Origin of the sequence: Methylotenera sp., assembly GCF_029945535.1 — a bacterium.
In the GTDB taxonomy this organism is placed as follows: domain Bacteria; phylum Pseudomonadota; class Gammaproteobacteria; order Burkholderiales; family Methylophilaceae; genus Methylotenera.
The window spans coordinates 587,774-612,260 of the sequence record NZ_JAQSCU010000010.1; the positions used below are offsets into that span (position 1 = coordinate 587,774).

The window sequence follows — 24,487 nt, forward strand, 5'->3', positions numbered from 1 at the left end:
AATTTTAGTCAGTGTATTGAATGTGTTGCACAATAATCTTGGGAATGATCGAAATGAAAATAGCTACACGTATAAAAGTCCTCGCATCCATTGCGGCATTGGGCATTGTTTCTTTAATAGCAATGTCTGAATACACGGTTAATCGTGTGTTTGCTGAAGTTAATTACGCAAACTTAAATAGTATTCCCTCCATTTCTAAGTTAGCCGAAGCGAATGAGTATTTTTTGCGCTTGCGAATTAGCTTGCAGCGCCACGTCATTCTTGATGATGCTAATGAAAAGAAAAGCGAAGAGAAGTCTATAAACTCAAAAAAAGAAAAAGTTGACGAAGCTATTAGTAGCTACAAGTCGCTCATTTCAGATGAAAAAGACAAGTCTATGTATGACGCAGAGTCTAACAAACTATCTATGTATTACCAGGCAATGGCTACAGTCATCGATATTTCAAGCAGCAATGCTCAAAAAATACTCTCGGTAAAGCCAACGGATAAAGTCGCATTACAAAATAGACTGGACACTGCACTAAAAAATGCAGATGCTGTCGGTAAAGATGTGACCAAATTAATGGATCAACATGCTGACTACAAGATGCAGCTTGCAAAACAGAATGCAGTTAATGCGGTTTCATCTAAAGCTACTGCCCGAACAATCTCTATGATTTTTGGTGCCTTGGTGTTGCTTACGGTGTTAGGTATGGTCGCTTTAACCCTACGTACTTTAATGCGTCAGTTGGGCGCAGAGCCTAGTGATTTAGCTGAGTTATCAAGTAACTTCGCGCAAGGTGATTTGAACCAGAAAATTGTGGTTCAAGAAAACGATAAAACAAGCGTTGCTTACTCTATTAAGTCTTTACAAGATACGCTTCATTCAATAGTCCAGTCTTTCAATCACGTCAGTACGCAGCACGATGCTGGTGATATTGATGTTGATGTAGACGTCAGTCGATTTAAAGGTGGTTATGCAGACATGGCTGCGGGTGTGAATAAGATGGTCGCTGGTCATATTGACATGAATAAAAAAGCCCTTGCTTGTGTGAAGCGTTTTGGCGAAGGTGATTTAACTGCAACACTAGAACAGTTTCCAGGTAAAAAAGCCTTTGTAAACGAAGCCATTGAACAAGTGCGCAACAATATTAATGCGTTGGTGACCGATGTAAATGTGCTTTCTGCATCCGCTGTCGCTGGCAAACTCAGTACACGTGCTGACGCAAGTAAGCATCAAGGTGATTTCCGCAAAATTGTGCAGGGTCTAAATGATACGTTAGATGCGGTCATTAACCCGCTTAATGTAGCCGCAAGCTATGTAGATAGTATGGCTAAAGGCAATATACCAGCTCAGATTACTGATACTTATCATGGTGACTTTAATCAATTAAAAGACAATCTTAACCAATGCATTACAGCGGTTAATAGTTTGGTGAATGATGCAAACACCCTATCTCAAGCTGCTGAGCAAGGCAAACTGTCGACCCGTGCAGACGCAAGTAAACACCAAGGCGACTTCCGCAAGATTATTGAAGGCGTAAACAACACATTGGATTCAGTGGTAGGGCCGCTCAACGTCACTGCAGATTGCGTAGAGCGCATTTCAAAGGGCGATATTCCAGACAGTATTACTGCGCACTACAACGGCGACTTTAACAACATTAAAGACAACTTGAACACCTGTATTAGAGCAATCAATAATCTGGTGATTGACGCCAACCTACTAGCAGAAGCCGCCGCAGATGGACGTGTAACCGTACGTGCTGACGCCACAAAACACCAAGGCGACTTCCGCAAAGTTGTAGAAGGCGTCAACGCCACACTAGAAACCATCGTCACCCCAATTATCGCCGTCAAAGAAGCCATCGAAACCATTACCACCGCAGCCAATGAAATTGCCACAGGTAATAACGACCTCTCACAACGCACCGAACAACAAGCCTCAAGCCTAGAAGAAACCGCCGCGAGTATGGAACAACTCGCCTCAACCGTTAAAAACAACGCTGAGAACGCCAAACAAGCCAACCAACTAGCCGCAGCCGCCTCAGGCGTCGCGGTAAAAGGTGGCGAAGTGGTCGGTCAAGTCGTTTCTACCATGAGCGCCATCAACAGCAGCGCTAAAAAGATTGAAGATATTATTTCTGTCATTGATGGCATCGCCTTCCAAACCAACATCCTTGCACTCAATGCCGCTGTTGAAGCTGCCCGAGCCGGCGAACAAGGCCGAGGCTTTGCCGTCGTCGCAGGCGAAGTACGCAACCTCGCGCAACGCTCAGCCAGCGCAGCCAAAGAAATTAAAGAACTCATCTCAGACTCAGTCAGCAAAACCGCCGAAGGCACAACACAAGTAGAACAAGCTGGTAAAACCATGCAAGAGATCGTCGCCTCAGTACAGAGAGTGACCGACATCATGGGAGAAATCACCGCCGCCTCAAGTGAGCAAAGTGCAGGCATCGACCAAGTTAACGCAGCAGTCACCAGCATGGACGAAACCACCCAGCAAAATGCCGCCTTAGTAGAACAAGCGGCAGCCGCAGCTGAAAGCTTAGTAGAACAAGCGATACAACTCGCCGATGTAGTCAGTGTATTCAAGTTGAACAACGGCAGTGGAGCTAATGATAACCGTCGCGCAGTGAATAGCCCGTTACGCGCCCCAGTCAAAAAAATGCATGCGGTAGCCAGCAGGCCTGCGCCTAAAGCGGTGGCTAAAACGGGTACTAATGATGATGAGTGGGAAGAGTTTTAAGATACAAGCTGGCATGGTGAATGAGTTCGCAATGCCAGTGAGTTTGTTAGGCAAGACAAATAGGGTGGGTTCAACCCATGCGTCACCAACCTTGAAATATTGAACCGCGTGGGGTTAAAACCCCAACCTACAAAAGCGAGTCAGTGAATTTTTCTAAAGTCTCACTTTGGCCATGATGTCGTATCTAAATATTATAAATAACTAATTTTCAATGGTAGTTGTTGAGATAGATTAAAGTTAAGCTATCATTTCGTTACAAAATGTAAATGAGTTGTAAGTCAATATGATTAATAAAATATCCACAATATGGCGCTTCATTCTGCCCGTGCTAATTCTTTTAGCGGCAGCGCCATTTGTGTTGATTACACAACAGACTTCGCAGCAACTCGATAGTATTCAAGCTGACGCACATGAACAAGCTAAGACCTTGGTTCGTCTTATTGACGTCACGGATGAATTAGTCTCGGATAAAGCTGATTTATCCATGCGGCTTTTAAAAGAGCAAAGTCAAATTATGGGTGAGCCGTCTATAGACGGTCAGGTCAACTCGCAAGGTAAGGTTGTTCCTAACTTAATGTTTGGCAGTACCTCTGTCACTAATCTTTTTAAACTGGTTGATGATTTATCTAGCTTAGCTGGCGGTACTGCGACTATTTTTGTAAAAGATGGTCATGATTTTGTACGAGTGTCCACCAATGTTTTAAAAACCAATATGTCTAGAGCAACAGGTACCGTATTAAACCCAAATACCAAGGCTTTTAATGCGCTTAGTCTAGGAAAGACATTTCATGGTGTTGTGGATATTCTGGATGAGCCTTATATCACGCGTTACGACCCTATGTATGACGCGAATGGCGCTGTGATAGGTGCTTATTACGTTGGCTATAAAGTCGATATGAAAGTGATTCGCGATGCGGTGCGCAATACGCGACAGCTTAAAAGCGGTTTTGCCATGGTACTTGATGGTAATAGTAAAATTCGATTTTATTCAGCCCATGTGCCACTTGCCGAGGCGGAGCGCTTATTTTATGAACAACCTGAAAGTTGGAAATTTATCACAGAAGAAATCCCTAATTGGGGCTTCAAAGTGGTGGTTGCCTATCCATTAAGCGAAGCTCGTTCAATTGGCTTAGCACATTCGTGGTTCGTTATCATTACCGCTGTGGTAATGGGGGCAATACTTGTTGTGATTATTTTATGGCAGTTGCGACGTTTGATTGTTAATCCTATTGGCGGCGACCCGGCTTTGGCTATTGATGTCGTCAAGCGTATTGCAGATGGCGATCTTGAAAATGATGGTTTAGAAGCTAAGCCTAATACTCTAATGTCCAATGTGCTCAGTATGCGTCATAAATTACGCGAGAGTATGGCTGCCTTACGAGAAAACTCTGAACGCATGGCGCTTTCTGCCAGTGTGTTTGAGCATGCGCACGACGGTATACTGATAACCGATGTTGACCTAAATATTTTAAAAGTTAACCCTGCGTTCTCTAGAATTACTGGCTATAGCCGCGAGGCTGTACTTGGCGCTCACCCAAAAAATATCGGCTTTGTGAATAATGACCCTCAGTTTTTTGAAAAAATACAGCAGGAGTCTGAATATGCTGGAGAGTGGAGGGGCGAAGCAAAAAACTTGAGCGATAAAGGTGAAAGTTATGACGCTTGGATAGATATTTTTGCTGTGCGCGATCATGCACAAACTATTACCAATTTTGTATGTTTGTTTTCTGACATTACCGAGAGTAAACAGGCCGCAGACGAAATTGAGCATTTAGCTTTTTATGACTCACTGACGCATCTAGCCAACCGACGCATGCTGATTGATAGATTAAAACGCGCGTTCTTTGCTAGTAAACGTAGTGGTAGAGACGGTGCTTTGCTATTTATCGACCTTGACCACTTTAAAACGCTGAACGATACACTTGGTCATGATATAGGTGACTTACTATTGCAGCAGGTGGCTTTACGATTAACAGAATGTTTGCGCGGAGGTGATACGGTGGCAAGGGTTGCGCGCTTAGGAGGTGATGAGTTTGTCGTCATGCTTGAGGATTTAAGCAGCCATACAATAGAGGCTGCAGCGCAGGCTGAGGCAGTCGGTCAAAAGATTCTGGCTACGCTTAACCAACCCTATCAACTTGCTACACATGAATACCATAATACGGTCAGTATAGGCGTGGCGTTATTTGGCGATCATGTAGATGCACAAGATGACTTAGTCAAACATGCAGATATTGCCATGTACCAAGCCAAAAGAGCTGGTAGAAATACTATGCGATTCTTTGATCCCTTGATGCAAGAAGCTATTAACACGCGAGCAGATTTAGAGCGTGAGTTGCGCAAAGCCATCGATAAACAGCAGTTTCAGCTGTATTACCAAATTCAGGTCGATCAGTTGAATAAACCGCTAGGCGCAGAAGCTTTAATCCGTTGGATACACCCCGAACGCGGCCTTATTCCGCCCCTTAATTTTATCTGTTTAGCAGAAGAGACTGGCTTGATTCTGCCTATAGGCGAGTGGGTGCTTGATACTGCCTGTGCTCAAATTAAAGCTTGGCAGATGAATGAACTGACTCATGACCTGACTATCTCAATCAATGTCAGCGCCAAACAGTTTTACCAAAATAATTTTGTAGATCAGGTGCAGGCTGCTGTATATCGCCATGGCATTAACCCCAATTTACTCAAGCTTGAACTGACTGAGAGCATGTTGCTGGAAAACATTGAAGATACGATTGTTACCATGACCGCATTGAAAGAAATTGGCATCAGGTTTTCATTGGATGATTTTGGCACGGGTTACTCGTCATTGCAGTACCTTAAACGGCTGCCACTTACACAGTTAAAAATAGACCAGTCATTCGTGCGAGACATTGTCTGTGATAGTAGTGACAAAGCGATTGTGCGGACGATTATTGCCATGGCGAAAAGTATGGAGCTGGAAGTGATTGCCGAAGGTGTTGAGACGAAAGATCAGCAAGATCTCCTTTTAAAAATACACTGTAAGCAATTTCAAGGGTACTTGTTTGGTAAGCCGATAAGCATAGATGAGTTTGACACAGCTTTAAAAACAAGTTTTCACTAGTTTAAACCTGTATTAATTGATAGTTTTTAATTTAAAAAATGGCTGAAGATATTTAATTATCTTCAGCCATTTTTTTGTATTTTTAAGTCTGATTACTTTCATGTTGCTCCAGCTTAGTTTTGCTACAATGTTGTATCTGCTTGCACCCAAAGTTATAGGACAATAAAAAAATGTCAGAACCCTTATTAATTGCCAAAAACAGTGAAACTTCTAGTTTTGTATTGCCTAAAATGGCCAATCGACATGGTCTAATTGCTGGTGCAACAGGCACTGGTAAAACTGTTACATTACAAAGTTTAGCTGAGCAATTTTCAAACATAGGCGTGCCAGTGTTCATGGCAGATGTGAAGGGTGACTTAGCTGGGATGAGCCAAATGGGTGGCGGCAACCCCAAGGTGGAAGCTCGCGTTCAACAGCTTGCCTTAAATGAATTTAGTTATAAAAAATGCCCAGTGACATTTTGGGATGTATTCGGTGTAAAAGGACATCCAGTTCGCACTACCATGGCCGAGATGGGACCGTTGTTATTAGCGCGTTTGCTAAGTTTAAATGAAGTGCAAAGCGGCGTTTTGAACTCTGTATTCAAGATAGCCGATGATAAAGGCTGGTTGCTACTGGATTTAAAAGATTTACGCGCAATGATGCAACACGCTGCAGAAAATGCGGCTGAATATCAAACTAATTACGGCAATATCTCAGCGGCTAGCGTAGGTGCAGTACAGCGTGCTTTGCTTGAGCTTGAAACACAGGGAGCAGATCAATTCTTTGGTGAGCCTGCGCTTAATTTAGATGACATCATGCAGACGGACTCGCAAGGTCGCGGTATCGTCAATATTTTAGCCAGTGATAAGTTGTTTAACTCACCGCGCATCTACGCAACATTGTTGTTGTGGCTCTTATCAGAATTATTTGAAAAAATGCCAGAAGCAGGTGATTTAGATAAACCAAAATTAGTATTTTTCTTTGATGAAGCGCATTTGTTGTTTAGCGATGCGCCAGACGCGTTATTGCAAAAGATTGAGCAAGTGGTACGTTTGATTCGCTCTAAAGGTGTGGGCGTTTATTTTGTTAGCCAAAATCCGCTCGATATTCCCGATATGGTGCTTGGCCAATTAGGTAACCGCGTGCAACATGCTTTGCGTGCCTTTACGCCGCGTGACCAGAAAGCCGTTAAATCTGCCGCGGATACTTTCAGAAGTAACCCAAAAGTAGATGTGGCTACCGCCATTACTGAATTAGGTGTGGGTGAGGCCTTGGTTTCATTTTTAGATGAAAAAGGCATTCCTACACCAGTAGAGCGTACCTTTATTTGCCCGCCAGGCAGCCGTATTGGGCCTATTTCAGATGCCGAGCGCACCAATGTTGTGAACACCTCAAATGTCGCAGGGTTTTATGAGAAGTCAGTAGACCGTGAATCTGCTTATGAAATACTCAAGGTAAGAACAGAACAAGCGGCGACTGAAGCTAAAGCTGATGAAGGATTTGATTGGGGCGGTATGTTCGGCGGTAGTAAAAAGACTGGAAGTCGTTCAGACGGTGTATTGGAAGCTGCAGCTAAAAGCGCAGCGCGTGCGATAGGCTCGCAACTAGGGCGTCAAATTGTTCGTGGTGTGTTAGGCAGTATTCTTGGCGGACGCAAATAATTGTAGGTCGGGTTTTAACCCGACAAAGCCGCTAATATTGCAATTGTCGGGTTAAAACCCGACCTACAGTCTAAGGACAACCTTTATGAAGTCTGATATTGAAATCGCACAAGCAGCAACACTCAAGCCGATTTTACAAGTTTCATCAAAGCTCGATCTAAACCATGATGATTTAATTCCCTATGGACAACATATTGCAAAGCTTAGCGCGGCTTGCATTCAAAAGTTAGAAGCTCAAACTGATGGTCAATTAATTCTTGTTACAGCTATCAGCCCAACGCCAGCAGGTGAGGGTAAAACGACGACCACAATCGGGTTGGCTGATGCATTGAATCAAGTGCTTGCCAATAAAAATCAACACGCAATGGTGTGTATGCGTGAACCTTCGCTAGGCCCTGTGTTTGGCCTAAAAGGTGGCGCAACAGGCGGAGGTTATTCGCAAGTAGTCCCGATGGAAGACATTAATTTGCATTTCACGGGTGATTTTCATGCCATCAGCAGTGCTAATAACTTACTTGCCGCGTTGATTGACAATCATATTTATCAAGGTAACGTGCTAGATATTAATCCTGCAAGCGTTACTTGGCGACGTTGCTTAGATATGAATGACCGTGCTTTGCGCGACATTACGCTAAATGGTCATAATAAAGACGGTTCATCTTTAGAGCAGCAAACGGGCTTTGATATTACCGTAGCCAGTGAGGTGATGGCGATATTTTGCTTGGCGACTTCGTTAGATGATTTGCAAACGCGCCTAGGTAATATTCAAATTGGCTTAACTAGCGCGAATAAGCCGGTATTAGCCAGTGATTTGCAAGCCGAAGGCGCAATGACTGCATTGTTAAAAAATGCTTTTCAACCAAATGTGGTGCAAACTTTAGAGCATACCGCTGCCTTAGTGCACGGCGGGCCATTTGCTAACATTGCGCATGGTTGCAACTCAGTAGTTGCGACAAAAGCCGCATTGAAGTTGGCTGATTTTGTGGTGACTGAAGCGGGTTTTGGTGCCGACTTAGGTGCAGAGAAGTTCATTGATATTAAATGCAGAAAATCAGGCTTGCAACCAGCCGCTGTGGTATTGGTGGCAACAGTACGTGCGCTTAAATATCATGGCGGTGCCGATGTTGCATCGTTAAATCAAGAAAATCTGACCGCCTTAAAAAATGGCATGGCAAACTTAAAAAAGCATATAGAAAATCTTCAGCAGCATTTTGGTTTAAAAGTTGTCGTGGCTATCAATCATTTTCTAAGTGATAGCGATGCTGAAATTGTATTGTTACAAAATGAAACTGCCAATTTTGGCGTTAAAGCCATGGTGTGTAAGCATTGGGCGAGTGGCGGTGCAGGCGCTGTAGACTTGGCACATGAAGTCATCAGCATGACTGAGCAACCTCAAAATAACTTTAAATTGCTTCACCCAGATGAAATGCCCCTTCTAAAAAAAATCGAGACCATAGCACAGAAAATATATGGTGCGAGCCATGTTGAGTTATCTGTAGAAGCACAGCTAGCACTTGTTGAATTAGAAAGAAATTATAGTCATTACCCTGTATGTATTGCAAAAACACAGTACTCATTTTCATCTGATCCAACACTGCGCGGTGCCCCAACGGCACATGTGTTAAAAGTACGTCAATTAAGGCTATCTCGTGGTGCTGAGTTCATTGTGGCCATCTGTGGCGACATCATGACCATGCCTGGCCTACCAAAACAGCCAGCAAGTGAGCGTATTGGCGTGAATCAGGCAGGTAGTATTGTTGGCTTAAATTAGTTAGAAGGTACATTGTTAGTTCTTACACAAGCAGGTTTCGCTGAGCAAACCATTAATAAATCCCGTTTTATCGCAATGGCGCTAACTTGCGCGGATGAGCGTGAAGTCGGGCAGGCGCTACGTGCGTTTGCAGCACAGCATCAAAGTGCGCATCATTTGGCTTATGGATTCAGACTCAAAACAGAGCAGGGCATCGTCCCGAGATTTTCAGATGCCGGTGAACCTTCAGGTACCGCAGGTATGCCTGTGTTGAAGTTGATTGAGGGGCGAGATTTAATTAACGTATGTGTTGCAGTAATTCGCTACTATGGTGGCATCAACTTAGGTACTGGCGGGCTCGCACGTGCTTATGGAGGCACTGCTAAGTTGGCTTTAGATGCCGCTAAAACCAGCGATTTTGTTGAAATGAAATCTTACGCATTAACGATTACTTACAAGCAAATGGACTTAATGACGAATGCTTTGCAAAAGTGTAACGGCAGCATCGTGAGCAAGGCTTTTAACGATCAAATTGAGTTGGTGGTTTTATTACCAGTGGCCGAATCGGCTAACTTTCTAAATCGTTTTAAGCCGCATGGTGGGTAAAAGTTAACTTTTACAGATTTAGCACGTAGGCGATGTGTGTTATTGTTAATCTAAACGTTAAAGGAAAGTACGCTGCATGACTAAAATTTCACAACTATTACCAGTATCAGTATGCGAAAAAGCTGCTTGGCTGATTGCCGCATGTGCTTTAATTTTTGTACTTAAATTTAGTTTACTACCTGCTTTGCTTTCTGGCTTATTAGTGTATGAGTTGGTGCATATTATTACGCCTCTTATTGCACGTAAGTTTCCAACAAAGAAACCTAGCAATCGCTCTAAACTTTGGGCCGTAGGGATTTTAGTCGTGATTGTTGTCAGTCTGCTCGCCCTTGTAGGTGCTGGTTTAGTGGCGTTTTTTAGGTCAGATGCTGGCAGCCTGACGGTGTTGCTCGCTAAAATGGCGCAGATTATTGAAGATTCACGCAAGATACTGCCTAGTTGGATAGTCGAACATTTGCCAGCGGACGCGATAGCATTTAAAGAGCAAGCCGCGGCGTGGTTGCGCACCCATGCTGATGAATTACAAGGCGTTGGAAAAGAGGCTGGGCGTATCACCGCACATGTCATCATTGGTATGATTATCGGCGGCATTCTAGCCGTGCGCGAGGCGGTAGCAATGGATAACTTTAAACCATTCGCTCGTGCCTTAGCAGGACGCGGTGAGTTGTTTAGCGATGCATTTAGACGTGTGGTATTCGCACAGTTGCGTATAGCAGCTATTAACACCACATTTACAGCAATTTATTTAGCGGTAGTGCTGCCGTTGATGGGCATACACCTGCCATTAGTGAAAACGATGATTGCCATTACGTTCGTGATTGGTTTGATTCCGGTGATAGGTAATTTAATCTCTAACACTATGATTGTAGTCGTGAGTTTAAGCCACACACTGGGCGTTGCTATTGCATCTTTAGCTTATTTAGTGATTATTCATAAGTTTGAGTATTTTTTAAATGCGCGCATCGTTGGTAGTCAAATTCGCGCGAATGCATGGGAGTTGTTGATTGCAATGTTATGTATGGAAGCCGCATTTGGTCTAGCAGGCATAGTCGCAGCGCCTATTTACTATGCCTACATTAAGTCTGAGCTACGCGCTAGAAACTTGGTTTAAGTAAAGGCTAGTTTCAAATTTAACGTTTTTGCCTATCGTTGATGATTTTAGCTGCCCACTCTCTGCCACCAAGGCCAAATGCAATTGCTAGCGCTAAAAATACTGCGCCAAACATAATGACAAATAACGCAGTAATCAGTTGAGTACCAATATCCAATTGCTCAAGCGCCACAAAAATTGCAAATATTTGCACTAAATATTCTGCAGAAGTGCTAATCGCTAGCGCACCATCAAACTTAATACTATGCAGCCAAGCAAAAACCAGACGGTTGATAAAGCGGCTCAATAAGGTACCAAATATCAACACAACAATCGCCACGATTATTTTTGGTAAGTAATTAGCCAGTTGATTGAGCATGATGGCGACCTCTGTCATACCTAAGGCATTGGCGCCAGTAATCACGAACAGCAAAATCACCAGCCAGTAAACGACTTGGCTAACAATGCCGCTCAATGAAACGTCAAAATCATCATTCTTTAAAAAGGCTTCTAAACCAGATTTGCCAGCATATTGATCAAATTTCACCAGCTTCAAAATTCGTTTTACAGCTAAGCGCCCCACTTTAGCCACTAACCAGCCACAAAATAAAATGACAATCACAGCTAGAAGCTTTGGGAAGAACATGGCCACTTGTTGCCAGAATTGATTGAGGGAAAAAAGAAAAGTATCAATTTGATGTTGCATATAGTGCTCCTCGATAGATTTTTTAGTTGAATCTATTGCGCTGAAAAGGGTGTTGCCCCAATAACGACTAATTCCATAAAAGTTAAATTTATGTTTTAGTTCGAAGAATAATAACGTTGCGAACTGATTATCGCTTAATTGATGATGTGCCGCAATGGTTGGATTAATTTGCTGTTTAAGCGAGGTTATTCACATCTATTCAGTCACCAATTATTAGGGTTGATGGCTGAATAGATAGGATAAATTGAGGTGTTAAAATATGTGAAGCAGAGTTCCAATTAACTAGTTCTTAAGTTTATAAAACCTATTTTCCAGCGTTTTCCCATTGGTAATATTATCAAGCTTGTTGCCAACAGCATCTCCCAATGAAGCCAACCTTTCATCAGGCAGAGGGTGAGTTTTAAATAATAAAGCGACGCTATTGTCATTTGGATTTGCCTGCCCTAGTATTTGCAACACATCGGTTAAGCCAAATGGCTCGTATCCCGCGCGCGTCGCATAGCTTAAGCCTAGTCTGTCGGCTTCAAACTCCGCATTTTTATCTAAACTTCTCGCACTAATTTCAGCGCCGCTGCCGATTGCTTTGCTTATGATTTTGTTATCTTTAGCTAGTTTTTTGCTGAGGAAGCTAGCACCCATATTAAGTAGCTGTTGTTTTTGCAAAACCTTGAGTTGATGTTTTGCGACTACGTGACCAATTTCATGGCCAAGCACACCTGCTAACTGCGCCTCGTTGCTCATTTTTCGGTACAACCCTTTAGTCACCATCACATAACCACCAGGCGCTGAAAATGCATTTAAATCGTCACTTTCAATGACGCCGAAGTGCCAAGGCAAATCAGGTCTTTCTGATTGTGAAGCGACCCAGCGACCTACAGAGTTGACGTATTTCTGTAAAGCTTCATCTTTTACTAATGGCGCCGCACCTAGTAAATTACCTGTAATTTCACGACCTAACGCAATCTCTTCGGCTTTACTTGGACTTTTCCAGTTGATGGTTGGTTGAGCTTTTTCAGTAGAGTCTGCCGCTACGGTGCTGGTCGTATTGTTTGGCACAGTTGTTGTTGTTTGATTGTCCGTGGTGGGTGTTTGCTGTGATTCAGTTTGTCCCGTTTGTTGTTCAATTTGTTTTTTTACCGCATCTTTTAAAGCGTCATTTAAATCAAATGCCTCGCTATTCATACTCATGCCAGCAAGTATGCTTGCAACTAGCGTTGGAATGAGTATGTTTTTTCTTAGATTTATTGTGCGCGTTAGACTCATTTTGAGCCTCCATTCACTGCTTTTAAGTTAGGAAAAGAAATGGTCTTTAAGTTGCCAGCATTGGCGAATTGGTGGCCTTGCTCCGCGCTTTGCGTATAGCTTTCTAAAGCTTTTACTTCAGATTCATTAAATTTTGCTGCTTTAAGCTCTTCTGCACTCAAGCCGCGTATACCAGTAGTAGAAACTACTTGCCCAGTACCAGCGCGACCACTGGCTGCGGCTAATACGCCACCTACTTGATTGTTAGAGCTAGAACTGCCACGTTTGACTGAAAGTAAACGCACCCAGCCTGCGCTTTTCTTTGATTTTACTTGTAGCCAAGCGCCTTTCTTACTAATAATCTCAAGGCTATCACCACGGCTCAGCGTGCCTGTAACCTTAGCATCTGCAAATGGCTCGAAGCGAATGCTGTCGTTTTTAAGTGCGCTACCTGTTTCTGCCGCCATACTAATATTGGCTAATAGCAATGCTGGTAAGCTTGCTGCGATTAGCAGTTTGGTTAAGTTTCTCATTTGAGTTGTTCTCTCTTTTTTTTAAAGCTAGTTTTCTAAAATATCCAGTTTAATAATGGCCTGCGCGAATAAACCACGCCATTGGCTATCCATTGCTTTTTCGGCATTCAGTACGCCTGTATGATGGATATAACGCACGGTAGTATCGTTTGGCATACCTGTATTTTGCAGTATAGATTTTAATTGCAGGCCTAACTGTGTAGCGTCAGCACTCGCTTTTTCCGCTTCCATCGCATTGTCATGCTGGTAAGCCCAGCTAACCGTAATCATGTCAGTAAACAGCCCCCATATGCCGCTTTGTGTGCCTTTTAATATTTCCACAGTGGCAGGCAGGGTGCAGCCTTGTGCAATGCTGTTTTGCAGAATTTTTAGCATATTGTCGCTAAACGGTACTTCGCTATCAATCACAATCGGCATCAACAATATAGCAGCACCTTTTTTACCTGATTCAATATCGTTAGCTAGCAGCCTTTGCATGGCGCGGTCGTTAGCTAATGCATATATTTTTGCCACACTGAAATACATGATCGCCCAAGTAATAGGGCCAGTAATATCAAAATAAGTATTGCTTAAGTTAAGTACAACGTAAGAAAGACCTAGCAGAGAAATCTGACTACTGCCAAAAACCTTGGTTACTTTGTCGCGGTCGACATTGCGGTAAAAAGCTAAAGCAGTGAGCCATATAAGTATCAGACTCATTAACACATACGGCGTAGTACCGCGCCATACATGTAAGTAGTCGACGTGTTTTACGTTATCAATCGCAGTGGCTAAAATCTCTACACTAGGAAACTCTTTTGCCATAGCTGTTGCTTTAATGTCAAACAGTGAAGGTGCAGTCGAGCCAATAATGACGATTTTATTAGTAAATTCATCTGGAGCGCGTTTTTTGACTTTACTTGCCATGTCCGCATATACATCGCTAAAGCTCACGTAAGGGTAAGTAAACGCTTTGCCGCGCCAGTTAATCAACATGTCTTGTGGTGGTGGCATTGAGTTCATTTGCGCAAAACTGCCCACTGCCAGCGGCAGTGATGGTAATAGCCAACCATTTTCATTATGCCAAAGTCTGTATTCTCGTGCGATACCATCTGCATCGGCATAAATGTTATGTGTGCCGAGTCGCTTGGAATTAAGCGCGGCTTCAAAATGTGGCAATACGATGGCGATAGGCTTCTTAACTACTGAGACAGGCTCACCATCAACGTTTTTAAATTGACGTTTGATGCCAGGAATCATATCTGGCGTGATTTTGCTTAAATTGTCACTGGCTGGTGATAAGCGTAGCATAGGGAAAAACGTATTATTAGTCTCAGCAATTACGTCATTAAAATAGGTATCGCTATCAGGGTTGTACACGTCCGCATCACTAAACAAAATATCAAACACAATCGCTTTTGGATTTTGACTTTCAATATTCTCTATAAACTCGCCAAACACTTGGCGTGGCCACGGCCAGCGGCCATATTCCTTTGCCATGGCGTTGAGGGAGGCTTCGTTAATATCAACAATCACAATGTCTGGGTCAACTTTAGCTTTTACGATGCGATTTTTCACCATCAAATCAAATGCGCGGTTACGCATGTTCTCGCCAATGTGAAATAGGCTAGCATCCAATAAAATCAGCACAGAAAGTAACGCGCATAAGTACAAATAAAAGTTATTTTGTAACTTGCGAGTAATACTAACTAGCCATTGAGTGAGAATTAATTTGAGTTTAATCATTAATATTTACTTGAGAAATTGGTCTACCTAAAATCATAAATGGCCCCATAAATGATTTTTAGGTGTCAGGGATTTGTTATACTGAAAACTTAAACCAAAAACTTAAACTAAAAACCAATAAAACGCACGCATTAATTGCAAGGTCATTTAATTAAAGTCATTAAATTTTTAGCCAAAAAACTCCTTGGCTGATGCCTTTCTGTCTAGTACCTAGGAATTGTACATTGAAAAATAAAACCATTGCCATTTTAGAAAACCGTGCAGGCGAGCAACTTGCCGACTTGGTAAGGAAATATGGCGGTACGCCTTTTTCGGCGCCAGCATTGGCAGAGATTCCAGATATTGATCCTGCATTAATCACGAGTTTAATTAATGATTGGCAGAAAAATGCGCCTGACATCTTTATTTTTCAAACAGGCGTTGGCGTTAAAGCTTTATTTGCTGCTACTGACACATTAGGCATTACCGAGAAGCTTAAGCAGATTCTTGAATCCTCAATTGTGATTGTTAGAGGCATTAAACCATCGTCAGCATTACGCTCATATAAAGTAAGGATAGATGCAACTGCGGGTGATCCTTTTACAACAACGGAAGTGTTGGCTGAGTTAGATAAATACACTATTAAAGGCAAGCGAGTAGCGGTGCAACGCTATGGCGATGTCAACTTGGAGCTTCAGCAAGCCTTAGATGCAAGAGGCGCTATAGTCACTGAGATTGCCACTTATCGTTGGAGCTTGCCCGCAGATACGCAACCGCTGGTTGACTTAATGGATGCGTTAGATGCCGGTAAGGTTGATATGGTGTGTTTTACCAGCGCATCGCAAGTCTATAACTTTTTTACAGTAGCAGAAGCACTTGGTCGTCATCAAGCATTGCTAGCAACGCTCAATAAAAGCATGGTGGCTTCTATTGGCCCAGTGTGCACCGTTGCGCTGAATAAATTTGGCATCAAAGTCGATGTTGAACCACACCCCCCCAAGCTAGGTCCTTTTATTACGGCGATTAATAGCAAGTTTGCTTAATTCACTTCTGAGTTGGTCTTTCTTGGAGATTTATTCTAAAAACGGAGTAATCCGCATCAGGTATAATCTCGCCTTATGATACAAATATTAATTTTAGTGGTGGCAGTTGCCATCTTATTGCTGATGATTTGGCAGGTTTTGCGCGTCAATCAGCTTGATAAAAATACCGATGTGATACAACAGGCAATTTTGCAGCAGTTAGAAGAAAAGCACCGTGCGATGTTGCTAGATTTTAACGATGGTTTAAACAAGCTGGGCGATCGCTTAAGTACATCTTCTAATGAAACCAGCGAGCGTTTGCGTTCTAGTGTCGCTGCTGAGTTACAAGCTACTCGTGACGCCATGCAGGCGCTCCAATTAGCGCAAAATAACAGCTTGTCGTTAACGCGTGAAACGGTGTTAGAAAAACTACATACGACTTTAAGCGAGCAGGGCAAGTCACAACAGGTGCTTATCAACGACACTATGTTGAAAGCAACTACTACGCTAACGCAGAGCATTGAAAGCCTAACCAAAGCTGTTGATGGACGTCTTGAGCAAATTGGTGGAAAAGTTTCAGAGCGTTTGGATGAAGGCTTTAAAAAGACCAACCAAACCTTTGTGGATGTGATGGCGCGTCTTGCGACCATTGATGAGGCGCAAAAGAAAATTGATGGCTTAACAACCAATGTTGTAAGTTTGCAAGAGCTACTGGGCGATAAACGCAGCCGTGGCGCGTTTGGTGAAGTGCAACTGGAGGCCTTGGTGCGCAATGTATTGCCGGTCAACTCATTCGCCATGCAATATACATTTGAAAATGGCACGCGCGCAGATTGCGCTTTGTTTTTGCCTGACCCAACAGGTACGGTAGCTGTAGATAGCAAATTTCCACTTGAAAACTATCACCGCATGTTTGATAGTAAATTGAGCGATATTGAACAGCTAGCTGCAGAAAAGCAATTCAAGTCTGATGTTAGAAAACATGTAGATGACATTGCTAATAAATACATCATCTCAAACGTGACGTCTGATGGCGCAGTGATGTTTATACCCGCTGAGGCAGTGTTTGCTGAGCTGCACGCTTATCACAACGATGTGATTGAATACGCCATGAATAAACGCGTCTGGGTGGTTTCACCAACTACGCTGATGGCAGTGCTCAATACCGCACGCGCCGTGCTGAAAGATGTTGAAACGCGTAAGCAAGTACACGTGATTAAAGAAGAGTTAGGTAAACTCAGTAAGGACTTTGGTCGCTTTGATCAACGTATGAAAAAGCTTGCAGACAATATCCGCCAAGCGCATGAAAACGCACAAGAAGTGCATATTAGCAGTCAAAAAATATCTAATCGCTTTGCTCAAATTGAGCGCGTAGAATTAGCAAATAAACCACTTGATGTGCTGGATATTATTGATGATAAAGAAGATGAAGTTTAATTGTTAACACTATGAAAATTAAAATATTATATTTCGCAAGGTTGAAAGAAACACTCAAATTTTCCACTGAAGATTTAGAGTTGCCAAACGATGATTTTGCGCGCACGCTGACCATACTAAAACTAAAAGCTTACCTAGCAAAACGCAACGACACTTGGCAACAAATGCTGATGGGTAAGTTAAAAGTAAGAGGCGCAATTAACCACGAATTGGTCGATGACAATGCACCAATTACTGATGGCGACGAGGTGGCTTTTTTCCCACCAGTGACGGGCGGATAGGCTGTAAGATTTAGTCATGACGGTACGCACACAAACACAAGATTTTGATACAGGCTTTGAACTGAGCCAGCTGCGTAATGCCCGTAAAGATACTGGTGCTGTTGTTAGTTTTATTGGGCAAGTGCGCGATTTGAATGAAGGTGGTACCGTTTCGCAGCTGACCTTAGAGCATTATCCGGGGATGACGGAAAAGGCACTCGAAGCGATTGTGAGCCAAGCCCAAAGCCGTTGGGATATATTCGATGCCCTTGTGATTCACCGTGTTGGAATTTTGCAGCCGACAGACCAAATTGTATTGGTGGCGGTAAGTAGTGCACATCGTGGCGAAGCTTTTAAGGCCTGTGAATTCATCATGGACTACTTAAAAACTGAAGCGCCGTTCTGGAAAAAAGAAGTGACAAGTCAAGGTGAGCGCTGGGTGGATGCCAAACTTACAGACGATGACGCGCGTGAGCGCTGGAAATAAAATCAGTTCCAAAAAGTAACACAAATATATACGAAATTAACACTTAAATAATTAGCAAGGCGCCATGTCAACCTCTACTCAATCTCAATCAACAAGTTCGACTTTGTTATCCCCTCAGCAATTAACGCTTAACATTTCTGCTAAGCAATTTAACTTTGCTGATACTTCAGAGCTCATTGCGGCAGATAGTAAAAGTGCGCAGCATCAAGCATGGGTAGCACAATCAGAGGCGAAAAAAGCCGCTGAGTTTGGTTTGAATTTGCAACAAGCTGGTTTTAATCTGCTTGCGCTTGGTGAGCCTGGAACAGGGCGTACAACGCTAATGTTAAGTGCTATGCATGAAGCAGCTTCTAAGCAAGTTGCGCCTTCTGACTTAATAGCACTTCATCAGTTTGATAGCAATACTAAGCCGCTGTTTTTAAAATTGCCTGCTGGCGTGGGTATGCAGTTGAAGCAAGGCTTAGATCAGTTTGTGCGTCAATTAGCAAAAGAATTGGCGAATCTGTTAGAAGCTAAAATTAAAGATAACGCTACAACGTTAATTCAAGATTTCTTAAATGCTCAGATAAGTACTATCAAAGCAAATATTCCACAAATTCAAGCGGACAAGCAGCTCACCCAATATTTTGAGTTATTGCAAAAAGACATTTTAGATACTTTAGAGGCTTGGCAGCCTAGCGCCAGTGCTGATTCTGATAACAATTTAGACGCACTGATGAGCGAAGGTTTCTTTGGGCGTTATCGCGTCAATGTACTTGTAGAGCATGCTGCAAACCAATATGCGCCTGTTATTTACGATAATGACCCAAGTTTGCAATCATTATTCGGCGGCATTGAGAGTGCTGGTGATTCAAGCACTACGCCAGATTTTATGCGATTAAGAGCAGGTAATCTCTTGCGTGCAGATGGCGGTACCTTGTTATTGCATCTGCGCGATATTTTGGCTGATGAACAAAATGGCTCTCAATTACTTGAAAAATTGCATCGCTTTTTACGCAATGGCACCTTGCAAATTGAAGATTTGACCAGCAGTAGTAGTCAAGGCTCTAGTTTTGTCAGTGCACAAGATGCGATACCAGTTTCAGTGAAGCTAGTTTTAGTGGCAACGCGAGAAGATTACTATGAGTTGATTGATGAGAAATACGATTTTTTCAGCTATTTCCCTATCAAAATAGAATTCGCTGAGAAAGTAAAAGCAAACGCAGAAAATTATTCAGCGTATGCTGCTTTTATCGCGCAAAAATGTCAGCAGTTCAACTGTAGTCACTTCACAGCAGAAGCAGTCGTGTCCTTGTTGCAAGCTATGCACAGGCTAGAAGAAGACCAAACACGCATCAGTACCAAGTTTGCTGTTTTAGAAAAACTCATGCTCGAAAGTGCCGCTGCCGCTGAGTTACGCGGAGCAAAGTCGGTAGAGCAGGAAGATGTAAAAGCTGCGATTAATCGCAAATATGCCCGCCATAGTTACATTGAGGCGCATGCGCGTGACTCTATTGTCGATAACGAATTGATGATTAACGTGCATGGTGAAACAGTAGGGCAGATTAACGGACTCACGCACATAGACCTTGCTGACGCGAGCTTTGGCTCACCAGTGCGGATCTCAGCAAATTGTTATGCGGGTCGATTAGATGTACTCACCATAGATCGCGAAGTGTCTATGAGCGGCCCCACGCATGATAAAGGCGTGATGATATTGCAGAGTTGGCTACATACTAACTTTGCACAATTCAACCCATTAAACCTCACAGCTTCATTGGTATTTGAGCAAGAGTATAACGGCGTAGATGGCGACTCAGCATCATGCGCGGAGTTGTTTGCCCTGCTGTCAGCATTAACGCAACTGCCCATTAAACAAGGCATCGCCGTCACTGGTGCGCTTAATCAACATGGCGAAGTGCTGCCAGTCGGTGGCTTAAACGAAAAAATTGAAGGCTACTTTAGAGTCTGCAAAGATATAGGTTTAGATGGCACGCAAGGAGTATTAATCCCTCAACGCAATATGCGACACCTGATGCTACGTGATGAAGTTGTCGATGCCGTTGCCAATGGCCAATTCCACATCACTACGATGAACAATGTAGCTGAAGGTATTTTGCACATCACTGGCCATACTCTGCAAGAAATCAATAAACTTGCCGAAACAAAGCTAATAACATTCAAAAAAATATTAGAAGCTAACTCCCCTAAAATATTGACCAAGTAAAATGCGTGAATCCAAACATGTCAAAATCCGCAGAAAATGATGATGCTAAGTGCAGGCTAGACAAATGGTTATGGGCTGCACGCTTCTTTAAAACCCGCAGTTTAGCAACTGCAGCCATTGAAACTGGCAAGGTTCACGTCGACGGCGACCGAGTTAAACCCGCTAAAGAAGTACATATAGGGCAAGTCATTCATATTCGTAACCGAGATTTTGAAATTGAAGTTAATGTTCTTGCGCTATCAAACATCCGTAGAGGTGCCCCAGAAGCGGCACTTTTATATACTGAAACTCAGACAAGTATTACCAAGCGTGAACATGATAAGGTAACAGGTGAAGGCGAATATGCTCTAAGAGATCGAGGTGCTGGACGCCCGACTAAGCGGCAGTTGAGAGATATTAAGAAATTTACTGGTGGAACTGTTGGCTAATATGACTATGAACTCCAATCAACAAGCAAAGCTCACCTGCTTCAAAGCTTACGATATACGTGGCAGGCTGGGCGATGAACTGAATGAAGATATTGCCTACCGAATTGGGCGGGCTTATGCAGTTTACTTGCAACCTAAGTCAGTCGTGATAGGAGCAGATATTCGCCTTAGCAGTGAGAGCCTCAAAGTAGCGCTTGCCAATGGATTGATGGATGAGGGTGTGAATGTCATTGATATAGGGTTGGCTGGTACTGAAGAAGTTTATTTCGCGACATTTCATCTTAAAGTTGATGGCGGTATTGAGGTGACAGCAAGCCATAACCCTATGAATTATAACGGCATGAAATTGGTCAAAGAGGGTTCGAAACCCATCAGCGGCGATACAGGCTTGCGTGAAATCCAAAAAATTGCAGAAGCAAACCGATTTTTAGCAGTTAACCAAAATCCTGAAGTAAAACAACATGGTACTTATGTTAAGCAAGATGTGTTACCAGCTTTTGTCGAGCATCTACTTACTTATATCAACGTAGATAAGTTACGTCCACTCAAATTGGTTGTAAATGCTGGTAATGGCGCAGCAGGACATGTCATTGACGCAATAGAACGTGTTTTTAAGCAGAAAAAAATTCCTATTAGTTTTATTAAAATTCACCACGATGCTGATGGTAACTTTCCTAATGGCATTCCAAACCCATTGCTATTGGAAAATCAAGCGGTAACCTCTGATGCGGTTATCGCACATAAAGCCGAAATGGGTATTGCTTGGGATGGTGATTTTGACCGTTGTTTTTTATTTGATGCAGATGGCCAATTTATTGAAGGTTACTATATTGTAGGCTTACTTGCGGCTGCGTTTCTAGCAAAACATCCTAGCGAGAAAATTATTCATGATCCGCGCCTCACATGGAATACGGTAGATATCGTGACTAACGCTGGTGGTCAGGCCGTGATGAGTAAAACCGGTCATGCGTTTATTAAAGAGCGTATGCGGTTAGAAAATGCTATTTATGGAGGTGAAATGAGTGCGCATCATTATTTTAGAGATTTTGCATACTGTGATAGCGGCATGATTCCTTGGTTGCTCGTTTGCGAGCTTTTAAGTCAAACGAGGAAATCATTATCAGCGCTTGTTGCAGAGCGCATTAGCTTGTTTCCATGCAGTGGGGAGATTAACTTTAAGGTTGTTAACGTAGCAGATGCTATACAGAAAATTAAAGATTACTTTATGGGTCAATCACCTGTTCTAGAAGATACCGACGGGCTGAGTATGACTTTTGAGAACTGGAGATTTAATTTGCGTGGTTCGAACACTGAACCGCTGTTACGTTTAAACATAGAAGCGCGAGCTGACGCAGAATTAGTGCAACAAAAGGTTAAAGAAATTACAGGCTTAATCGGTAGCTTATAACGTCGAAAATTCTTTTTGTAGAATTGGTTGCCAGTTGGTTAGTTTTTTTGATAGACTTGCGTTCATCTTATGAACGCATAAATCACGTAGATTTAAAATGCTAACTGACGAGTATAGATACAAGATTCTGAAATTAGTAGAGGCTAAGCCTGAGATTAGTCAGCGAGAGCTTGCCAGAAGCTTGGGTATTAGTCTTGGTAAAGCTAACTTTTGTCTTAAAGCCTTAATTGAAAAAGGTTTTCTCAAAGCCACGAATTTTCGTAATAGCCAAAACAAATTGGCATATATGTATTTGCTCACACCAAATGGGATTGAAGAAAAATCCAGCATTACGCTAAGGTTTTTAAAAATTAAAATGCAGGAATATGAGTTGCTTAAGGCAGAGATCAGCTTGCTAGTTCAAGAAACAAAGTCGGTGTTAACTACAGATGCAACATCAGATCTAGAGAAAACTGCTATTCAAATGAAAGTCATCAATCTTGAAAAATAATTATGCTGTCATTCTTTGTGGTGGTTCTGGCACAAGACTATGGCCTTTATCTCGTACGTTGAGGCCCAAGCAGCTGTTGGCGCTTAATGGAGAGCAAACCTTGTTACAGCAAACAGCTCAGCGTTTAGCTCGGCATATTGATCCCGCTAATTTATTCACTGTGACGCATGAAGATCATAAGTTTGAAGTAAAAGGACAGTTGGCCGAACTTTTCCCGCAGGCCGTCACCAATGTTTTGGCTGAACCCATTGCCAGAAATACTTTACCCGCCATAGCTTGGGCAGCCTACCAAATATATAAAATAGATGCGTCTGCAATGATAGGCGTATTTGCTTCAGATCATTCTATTGACAATGAAGATGCTTTTTTAAGCGCATGGCAAACTGCAGAACTACTAGCAGAACAAGACTACTTGGTGTTGCTAGGGATCAAACCGCACGAGCCCGCTACAGGTTATGGTTACATTAAACCAAATCAACAAATACCATTAAATGGCGCATTACCAGTACATCAGGTGGCACAGTTTGTAGAAAAACCAGACTTGGAAAATGCAAAGCAATTTGTAAGTGATGGTTACTTATGGAATAGTGGCATGTTTGTGTTCAAAGCTAGCACTTTTATGCAGATGCTCGCTCAATTTCAGCCTGAAATTTATGAGCAAGTTTGTGCTATGAATCATGAAAACTTGGCAGAAAGTTATGCTAACTTCCCAAGTTTATCAATGGATTATGGCTTGGCCGAAGTATTGGCAAAGCATGCTGGTAAAATAGCCGTAGTGCCTGTTGACATGAGCTGGAGTGATTTAGGCAGTTGGGACTCTATCTACGCGCGACATGAAAAAGATGAAAGTAACAATGTCACGCATGGTGATGTAGTAAGTTTAGATACCCAAAATAGTTTAATTTGGACTGAAACTGGATTGTTAGCTACATTAGGTTTAAACAATGTGGTGGTGATTCAAACTGCGGATGCGACTTTAGTTTGCGATAGAAGCCGTGCCGAAGATATAAAGTTATTGGTAGCAGAAGTAAAAGCACAAAAACCTGAGCTTACAGAGATTCATCAGACAGTTTATCGTCCATGGGGCAGTTATACAGTGTTAGAAGAGCGCATCAATTTTAAGATTAAACGCATTGTTGTAAATCCCGGCGCAAAACTCTCCATGCAAATGCATAAGCATCGTTCTGAGCATTGGGTGGTAGTTTCAGGGATTGCGACCATCAACAATAATGATATTGAATATAGTTTACAAGAGAATCAATCTACGTATATTCCTCAAACTCATCGACACCGCTTAGCAAATAATGGAGCAGAGCCTTTAAGCATTATTGAAGTACAATGCGGCGAATATGTTGGTGAAGATGATATTGTGCGGTTTGATGATAATTATGGAAGATTAACTACAAAGTGACTAAAGCTGTTTTTGTCATAGGGGTAATTATCCCTAAAACCAGTCGCAACATATTAATTTATCATATCAAGTGTGATTCAGAAGTATGTGCAACATTATTTAGCCCTGAACTGATTTGACCAATATAAATATTTCTAATTAATCGTCAAATATAACTTAATGAAATTAACCAATCAGATTGCCTTTCAAATAGGCAGTAGTCGCTACTTTTCAACATGCTTTGCAGAGTGCGGCAATTGAAAGTTTAACC

Annotated in this window: 19 protein-coding genes; 15 read left to right on the forward strand and 4 right to left on the reverse strand. The window is 42.5% G+C overall.

The genetic code is table 11. From position 1 onward, the window contains the following. The first annotated feature begins 53 nt into the window (after positions 1–53). From PSU72_RS05875 to PSU72_RS05900, 6 genes are all read left to right on the forward strand, one after another. Complete coding sequence (locus PSU72_RS05875; protein ID WP_300431389.1) at positions 54–2,729, forward strand: methyl-accepting chemotaxis protein; 2,676 nt, start codon at positions 54–56, stop codon at positions 2,727–2,729. A 283-nt stretch (positions 2,730–3,012) separates the two neighbouring features. Continuing rightward, positions 3,013–5,814 carry an EAL domain-containing protein gene (locus PSU72_RS05880; RefSeq protein WP_300431390.1) on the forward strand — a complete coding sequence of 934 codons (2,802 nt, stop codon included), beginning with the start codon at positions 3,013–3,015 and terminating at the stop codon, positions 5,812–5,814. Between the two features lie 170 nt (positions 5,815–5,984). Further along, on the forward strand, positions 5,985–7,457 hold the full coding sequence (locus PSU72_RS05885; protein WP_300431391.1) for a helicase HerA-like domain-containing protein: 1,473 nt from the start codon (positions 5,985–5,987) through the stop codon (positions 7,455–7,457). 85 nt (positions 7,458–7,542) lie between these two features. Then, a complete protein-coding gene (locus PSU72_RS05890; protein WP_300431392.1) occupies positions 7,543–9,228 on the forward strand; it encodes a formate--tetrahydrofolate ligase in 1,686 nt (561 codons plus the stop codon). A 12-nt stretch (positions 9,229–9,240) separates the two neighbouring features. Further along, positions 9,241–9,813: a YigZ family protein gene (locus PSU72_RS05895; protein ID WP_300431393.1), complete on the forward strand. Its 573-nt coding sequence runs from the start codon at positions 9,241–9,243 to the stop codon at positions 9,811–9,813. A gap of 76 nt (positions 9,814–9,889) precedes the next feature. Continuing rightward, complete coding sequence (locus PSU72_RS05900) at positions 9,890–10,924, forward strand: AI-2E family transporter (protein ID WP_300431394.1); 1,035 nt, start codon at positions 9,890–9,892, stop codon at positions 10,922–10,924. 19 nt (positions 10,925–10,943) lie between these two features. Here PSU72_RS05900 and PSU72_RS05905 read toward each other — a convergent pair whose 3' ends face one another. The 4 genes from PSU72_RS05905 to PSU72_RS05920 all read right to left on the reverse strand — a co-directional run bounded on the left by PSU72_RS05905 (position 10,944) and on the right by PSU72_RS05920 (position 15,109). Beyond that, positions 10,944–11,609: a hypothetical protein gene (locus PSU72_RS05905; RefSeq protein ID WP_300431395.1), complete on the reverse strand. Its 666-nt coding sequence runs from the start codon at positions 11,607–11,609 to the stop codon at positions 10,944–10,946. 282 nt (positions 11,610–11,891) lie between these two features. Then, the gene (locus PSU72_RS05910; protein ID WP_300431396.1) at positions 11,892–12,872 is read right to left on the reverse strand and encodes a M48 family metallopeptidase; all 981 of its coding nucleotides are present in this window, start codon (positions 12,870–12,872) and stop codon (positions 11,892–11,894) included. Beyond that, positions 12,869–13,384, reverse strand: coding sequence for an SH3 domain-containing protein (locus tag PSU72_RS05915; protein ID WP_300431397.1), 516 nt, complete (start codon positions 13,382–13,384; stop codon positions 12,869–12,871). The genes PSU72_RS05910 and PSU72_RS05915 overlap by 4 nt, the downstream gene beginning before the upstream one ends. Before the next feature lie 27 nt (positions 13,385–13,411). Beyond that, positions 13,412–15,109 (reverse strand): CHASE2 domain-containing protein, encoded by a 1,698-nt coding sequence (locus PSU72_RS05920; RefSeq protein WP_300431398.1) that lies wholly within the window; start codon positions 15,107–15,109, stop codon positions 13,412–13,414. 224 nt (positions 15,110–15,333) lie between these two features. On the opposite strand from PSU72_RS05920, the gene PSU72_RS05925 reads away from it, so the two are divergent. The 9 genes from PSU72_RS05925 (at position 15,334) to PSU72_RS05965 (ending at position 24,237) form a co-directional block, all read left to right on the forward strand. Further along, complete coding sequence (locus PSU72_RS05925) at positions 15,334–16,131, forward strand: uroporphyrinogen-III synthase (protein ID WP_300431399.1); 798 nt, start codon at positions 15,334–15,336, stop codon at positions 16,129–16,131. A 75-nt stretch (positions 16,132–16,206) separates the two neighbouring features. Beyond that, a complete protein-coding gene (locus PSU72_RS05930; protein ID WP_300431400.1) occupies positions 16,207–17,547 on the forward strand; it encodes a DNA recombination protein RmuC in 1,341 nt (446 codons plus the stop codon). Positions 17,548–17,558: 11 nt separating this feature from the next. Then, the gene (gene moaD / locus PSU72_RS05935) at positions 17,559–17,828 is read left to right on the forward strand and encodes a molybdopterin converting factor subunit 1 (RefSeq protein WP_300431401.1); all 270 of its coding nucleotides are present in this window, start codon (positions 17,559–17,561) and stop codon (positions 17,826–17,828) included. A gap of 16 nt (positions 17,829–17,844) precedes the next feature. Beyond that, positions 17,845–18,294, forward strand: coding sequence for a molybdopterin synthase catalytic subunit MoaE (gene moaE, locus PSU72_RS05940; RefSeq protein WP_300431402.1), 450 nt, complete (start codon positions 17,845–17,847; stop codon positions 18,292–18,294). 64 nt (positions 18,295–18,358) lie between these two features. Beyond that, positions 18,359–20,500, forward strand: a complete 2,142-nt coding sequence (locus tag PSU72_RS05945) for an AAA family ATPase (RefSeq protein ID WP_300431403.1) — start codon at positions 18,359–18,361, stop codon at positions 20,498–20,500. A 17-nt stretch (positions 20,501–20,517) separates the two neighbouring features. After that, on the forward strand, positions 20,518–20,928 hold the full coding sequence (locus tag PSU72_RS05950; RefSeq protein WP_300431404.1) for an RNA-binding S4 domain-containing protein: 411 nt from the start codon (positions 20,518–20,520) through the stop codon (positions 20,926–20,928). Positions 20,929–20,935: 7 nt separating this feature from the next. Beyond that, the gene (locus PSU72_RS05955; RefSeq protein WP_300431405.1) at positions 20,936–22,336 is read left to right on the forward strand and encodes a phosphomannomutase CpsG; all 1,401 of its coding nucleotides are present in this window, start codon (positions 20,936–20,938) and stop codon (positions 22,334–22,336) included. Positions 22,337–22,433: 97 nt separating this feature from the next. Beyond that, positions 22,434–22,826 (forward strand): MarR family EPS-associated transcriptional regulator, encoded by a 393-nt coding sequence (locus PSU72_RS05960; protein WP_300431406.1) that lies wholly within the window; start codon positions 22,434–22,436, stop codon positions 22,824–22,826. Beyond that, on the forward strand, positions 22,816–24,237 hold the full coding sequence (locus tag PSU72_RS05965) for a mannose-1-phosphate guanylyltransferase/mannose-6-phosphate isomerase (protein ID WP_300431407.1): 1,422 nt from the start codon (positions 22,816–22,818) through the stop codon (positions 24,235–24,237). The genes PSU72_RS05960 and PSU72_RS05965 overlap by 11 nt, the downstream gene beginning before the upstream one ends. Positions 24,238–24,487: the final 250 nt, after the last annotated feature.

Excerpts from the sequence above, each read along its gene's own strand:
- PSU72_RS05900 (WP_300431394.1), top strand. The coding sequence starts at position 9,890 with ATGACTAAAATTTCACAACTATTACCAGTATCAGTATGCGAAAAAGCT.
- moaD (WP_300431401.1), top strand. The coding sequence starts at position 17,559 with ATGAAAATTAAAATATTATATTTCGCAAGGTTGAAAGAAACACTCAAA.
- PSU72_RS05880 (WP_300431390.1), top strand. The coding sequence starts at position 3,013 with ATGATTAATAAAATATCCACAATATGGCGCTTCATTCTGCCCGTGCTA.
- PSU72_RS05945 (WP_300431403.1), top strand. The coding sequence starts at position 18,359 with ATGTCAACCTCTACTCAATCTCAATCAACAAGTTCGACTTTGTTATCC.
- PSU72_RS05930 (WP_300431400.1), top strand. The coding sequence starts at position 16,207 with ATGATACAAATATTAATTTTAGTGGTGGCAGTTGCCATCTTATTGCTG.
- PSU72_RS05915 (WP_300431397.1), bottom strand. The coding sequence starts at position 13,384 with ATGAGAAACTTAACCAAACTGCTAATCGCAGCAAGCTTACCAGCATTG.
- PSU72_RS05890 (WP_300431392.1), top strand. The coding sequence starts at position 7,543 with ATGAAGTCTGATATTGAAATCGCACAAGCAGCAACACTCAAGCCGATT.
- PSU72_RS05920 (WP_300431398.1), bottom strand. The coding sequence starts at position 15,109 with ATGATTAAACTCAAATTAATTCTCACTCAATGGCTAGTTAGTATTACT.
- PSU72_RS05955 (WP_300431405.1), top strand. The coding sequence starts at position 20,936 with ATGAACTCCAATCAACAAGCAAAGCTCACCTGCTTCAAAGCTTACGAT.
- PSU72_RS05960 (WP_300431406.1), top strand. The coding sequence starts at position 22,434 with ATGCTAACTGACGAGTATAGATACAAGATTCTGAAATTAGTAGAGGCT.
- PSU72_RS05910 (WP_300431396.1), bottom strand. The coding sequence starts at position 12,872 with ATGAGTCTAACGCGCACAATAAATCTAAGAAAAAACATACTCATTCCA.
- PSU72_RS05950 (WP_300431404.1), top strand. The coding sequence starts at position 20,518 with ATGTCAAAATCCGCAGAAAATGATGATGCTAAGTGCAGGCTAGACAAA.
- PSU72_RS05905 (WP_300431395.1), bottom strand. The coding sequence starts at position 11,609 with ATGCAACATCAAATTGATACTTTTCTTTTTTCCCTCAATCAATTCTGG.
- PSU72_RS05875 (WP_300431389.1), top strand. The coding sequence starts at position 54 with ATGAAAATAGCTACACGTATAAAAGTCCTCGCATCCATTGCGGCATTG.
- PSU72_RS05885 (WP_300431391.1), top strand. The coding sequence starts at position 5,985 with ATGTCAGAACCCTTATTAATTGCCAAAAACAGTGAAACTTCTAGTTTT.
- moaE (WP_300431402.1), top strand. The coding sequence starts at position 17,845 with ATGACGGTACGCACACAAACACAAGATTTTGATACAGGCTTTGAACTG.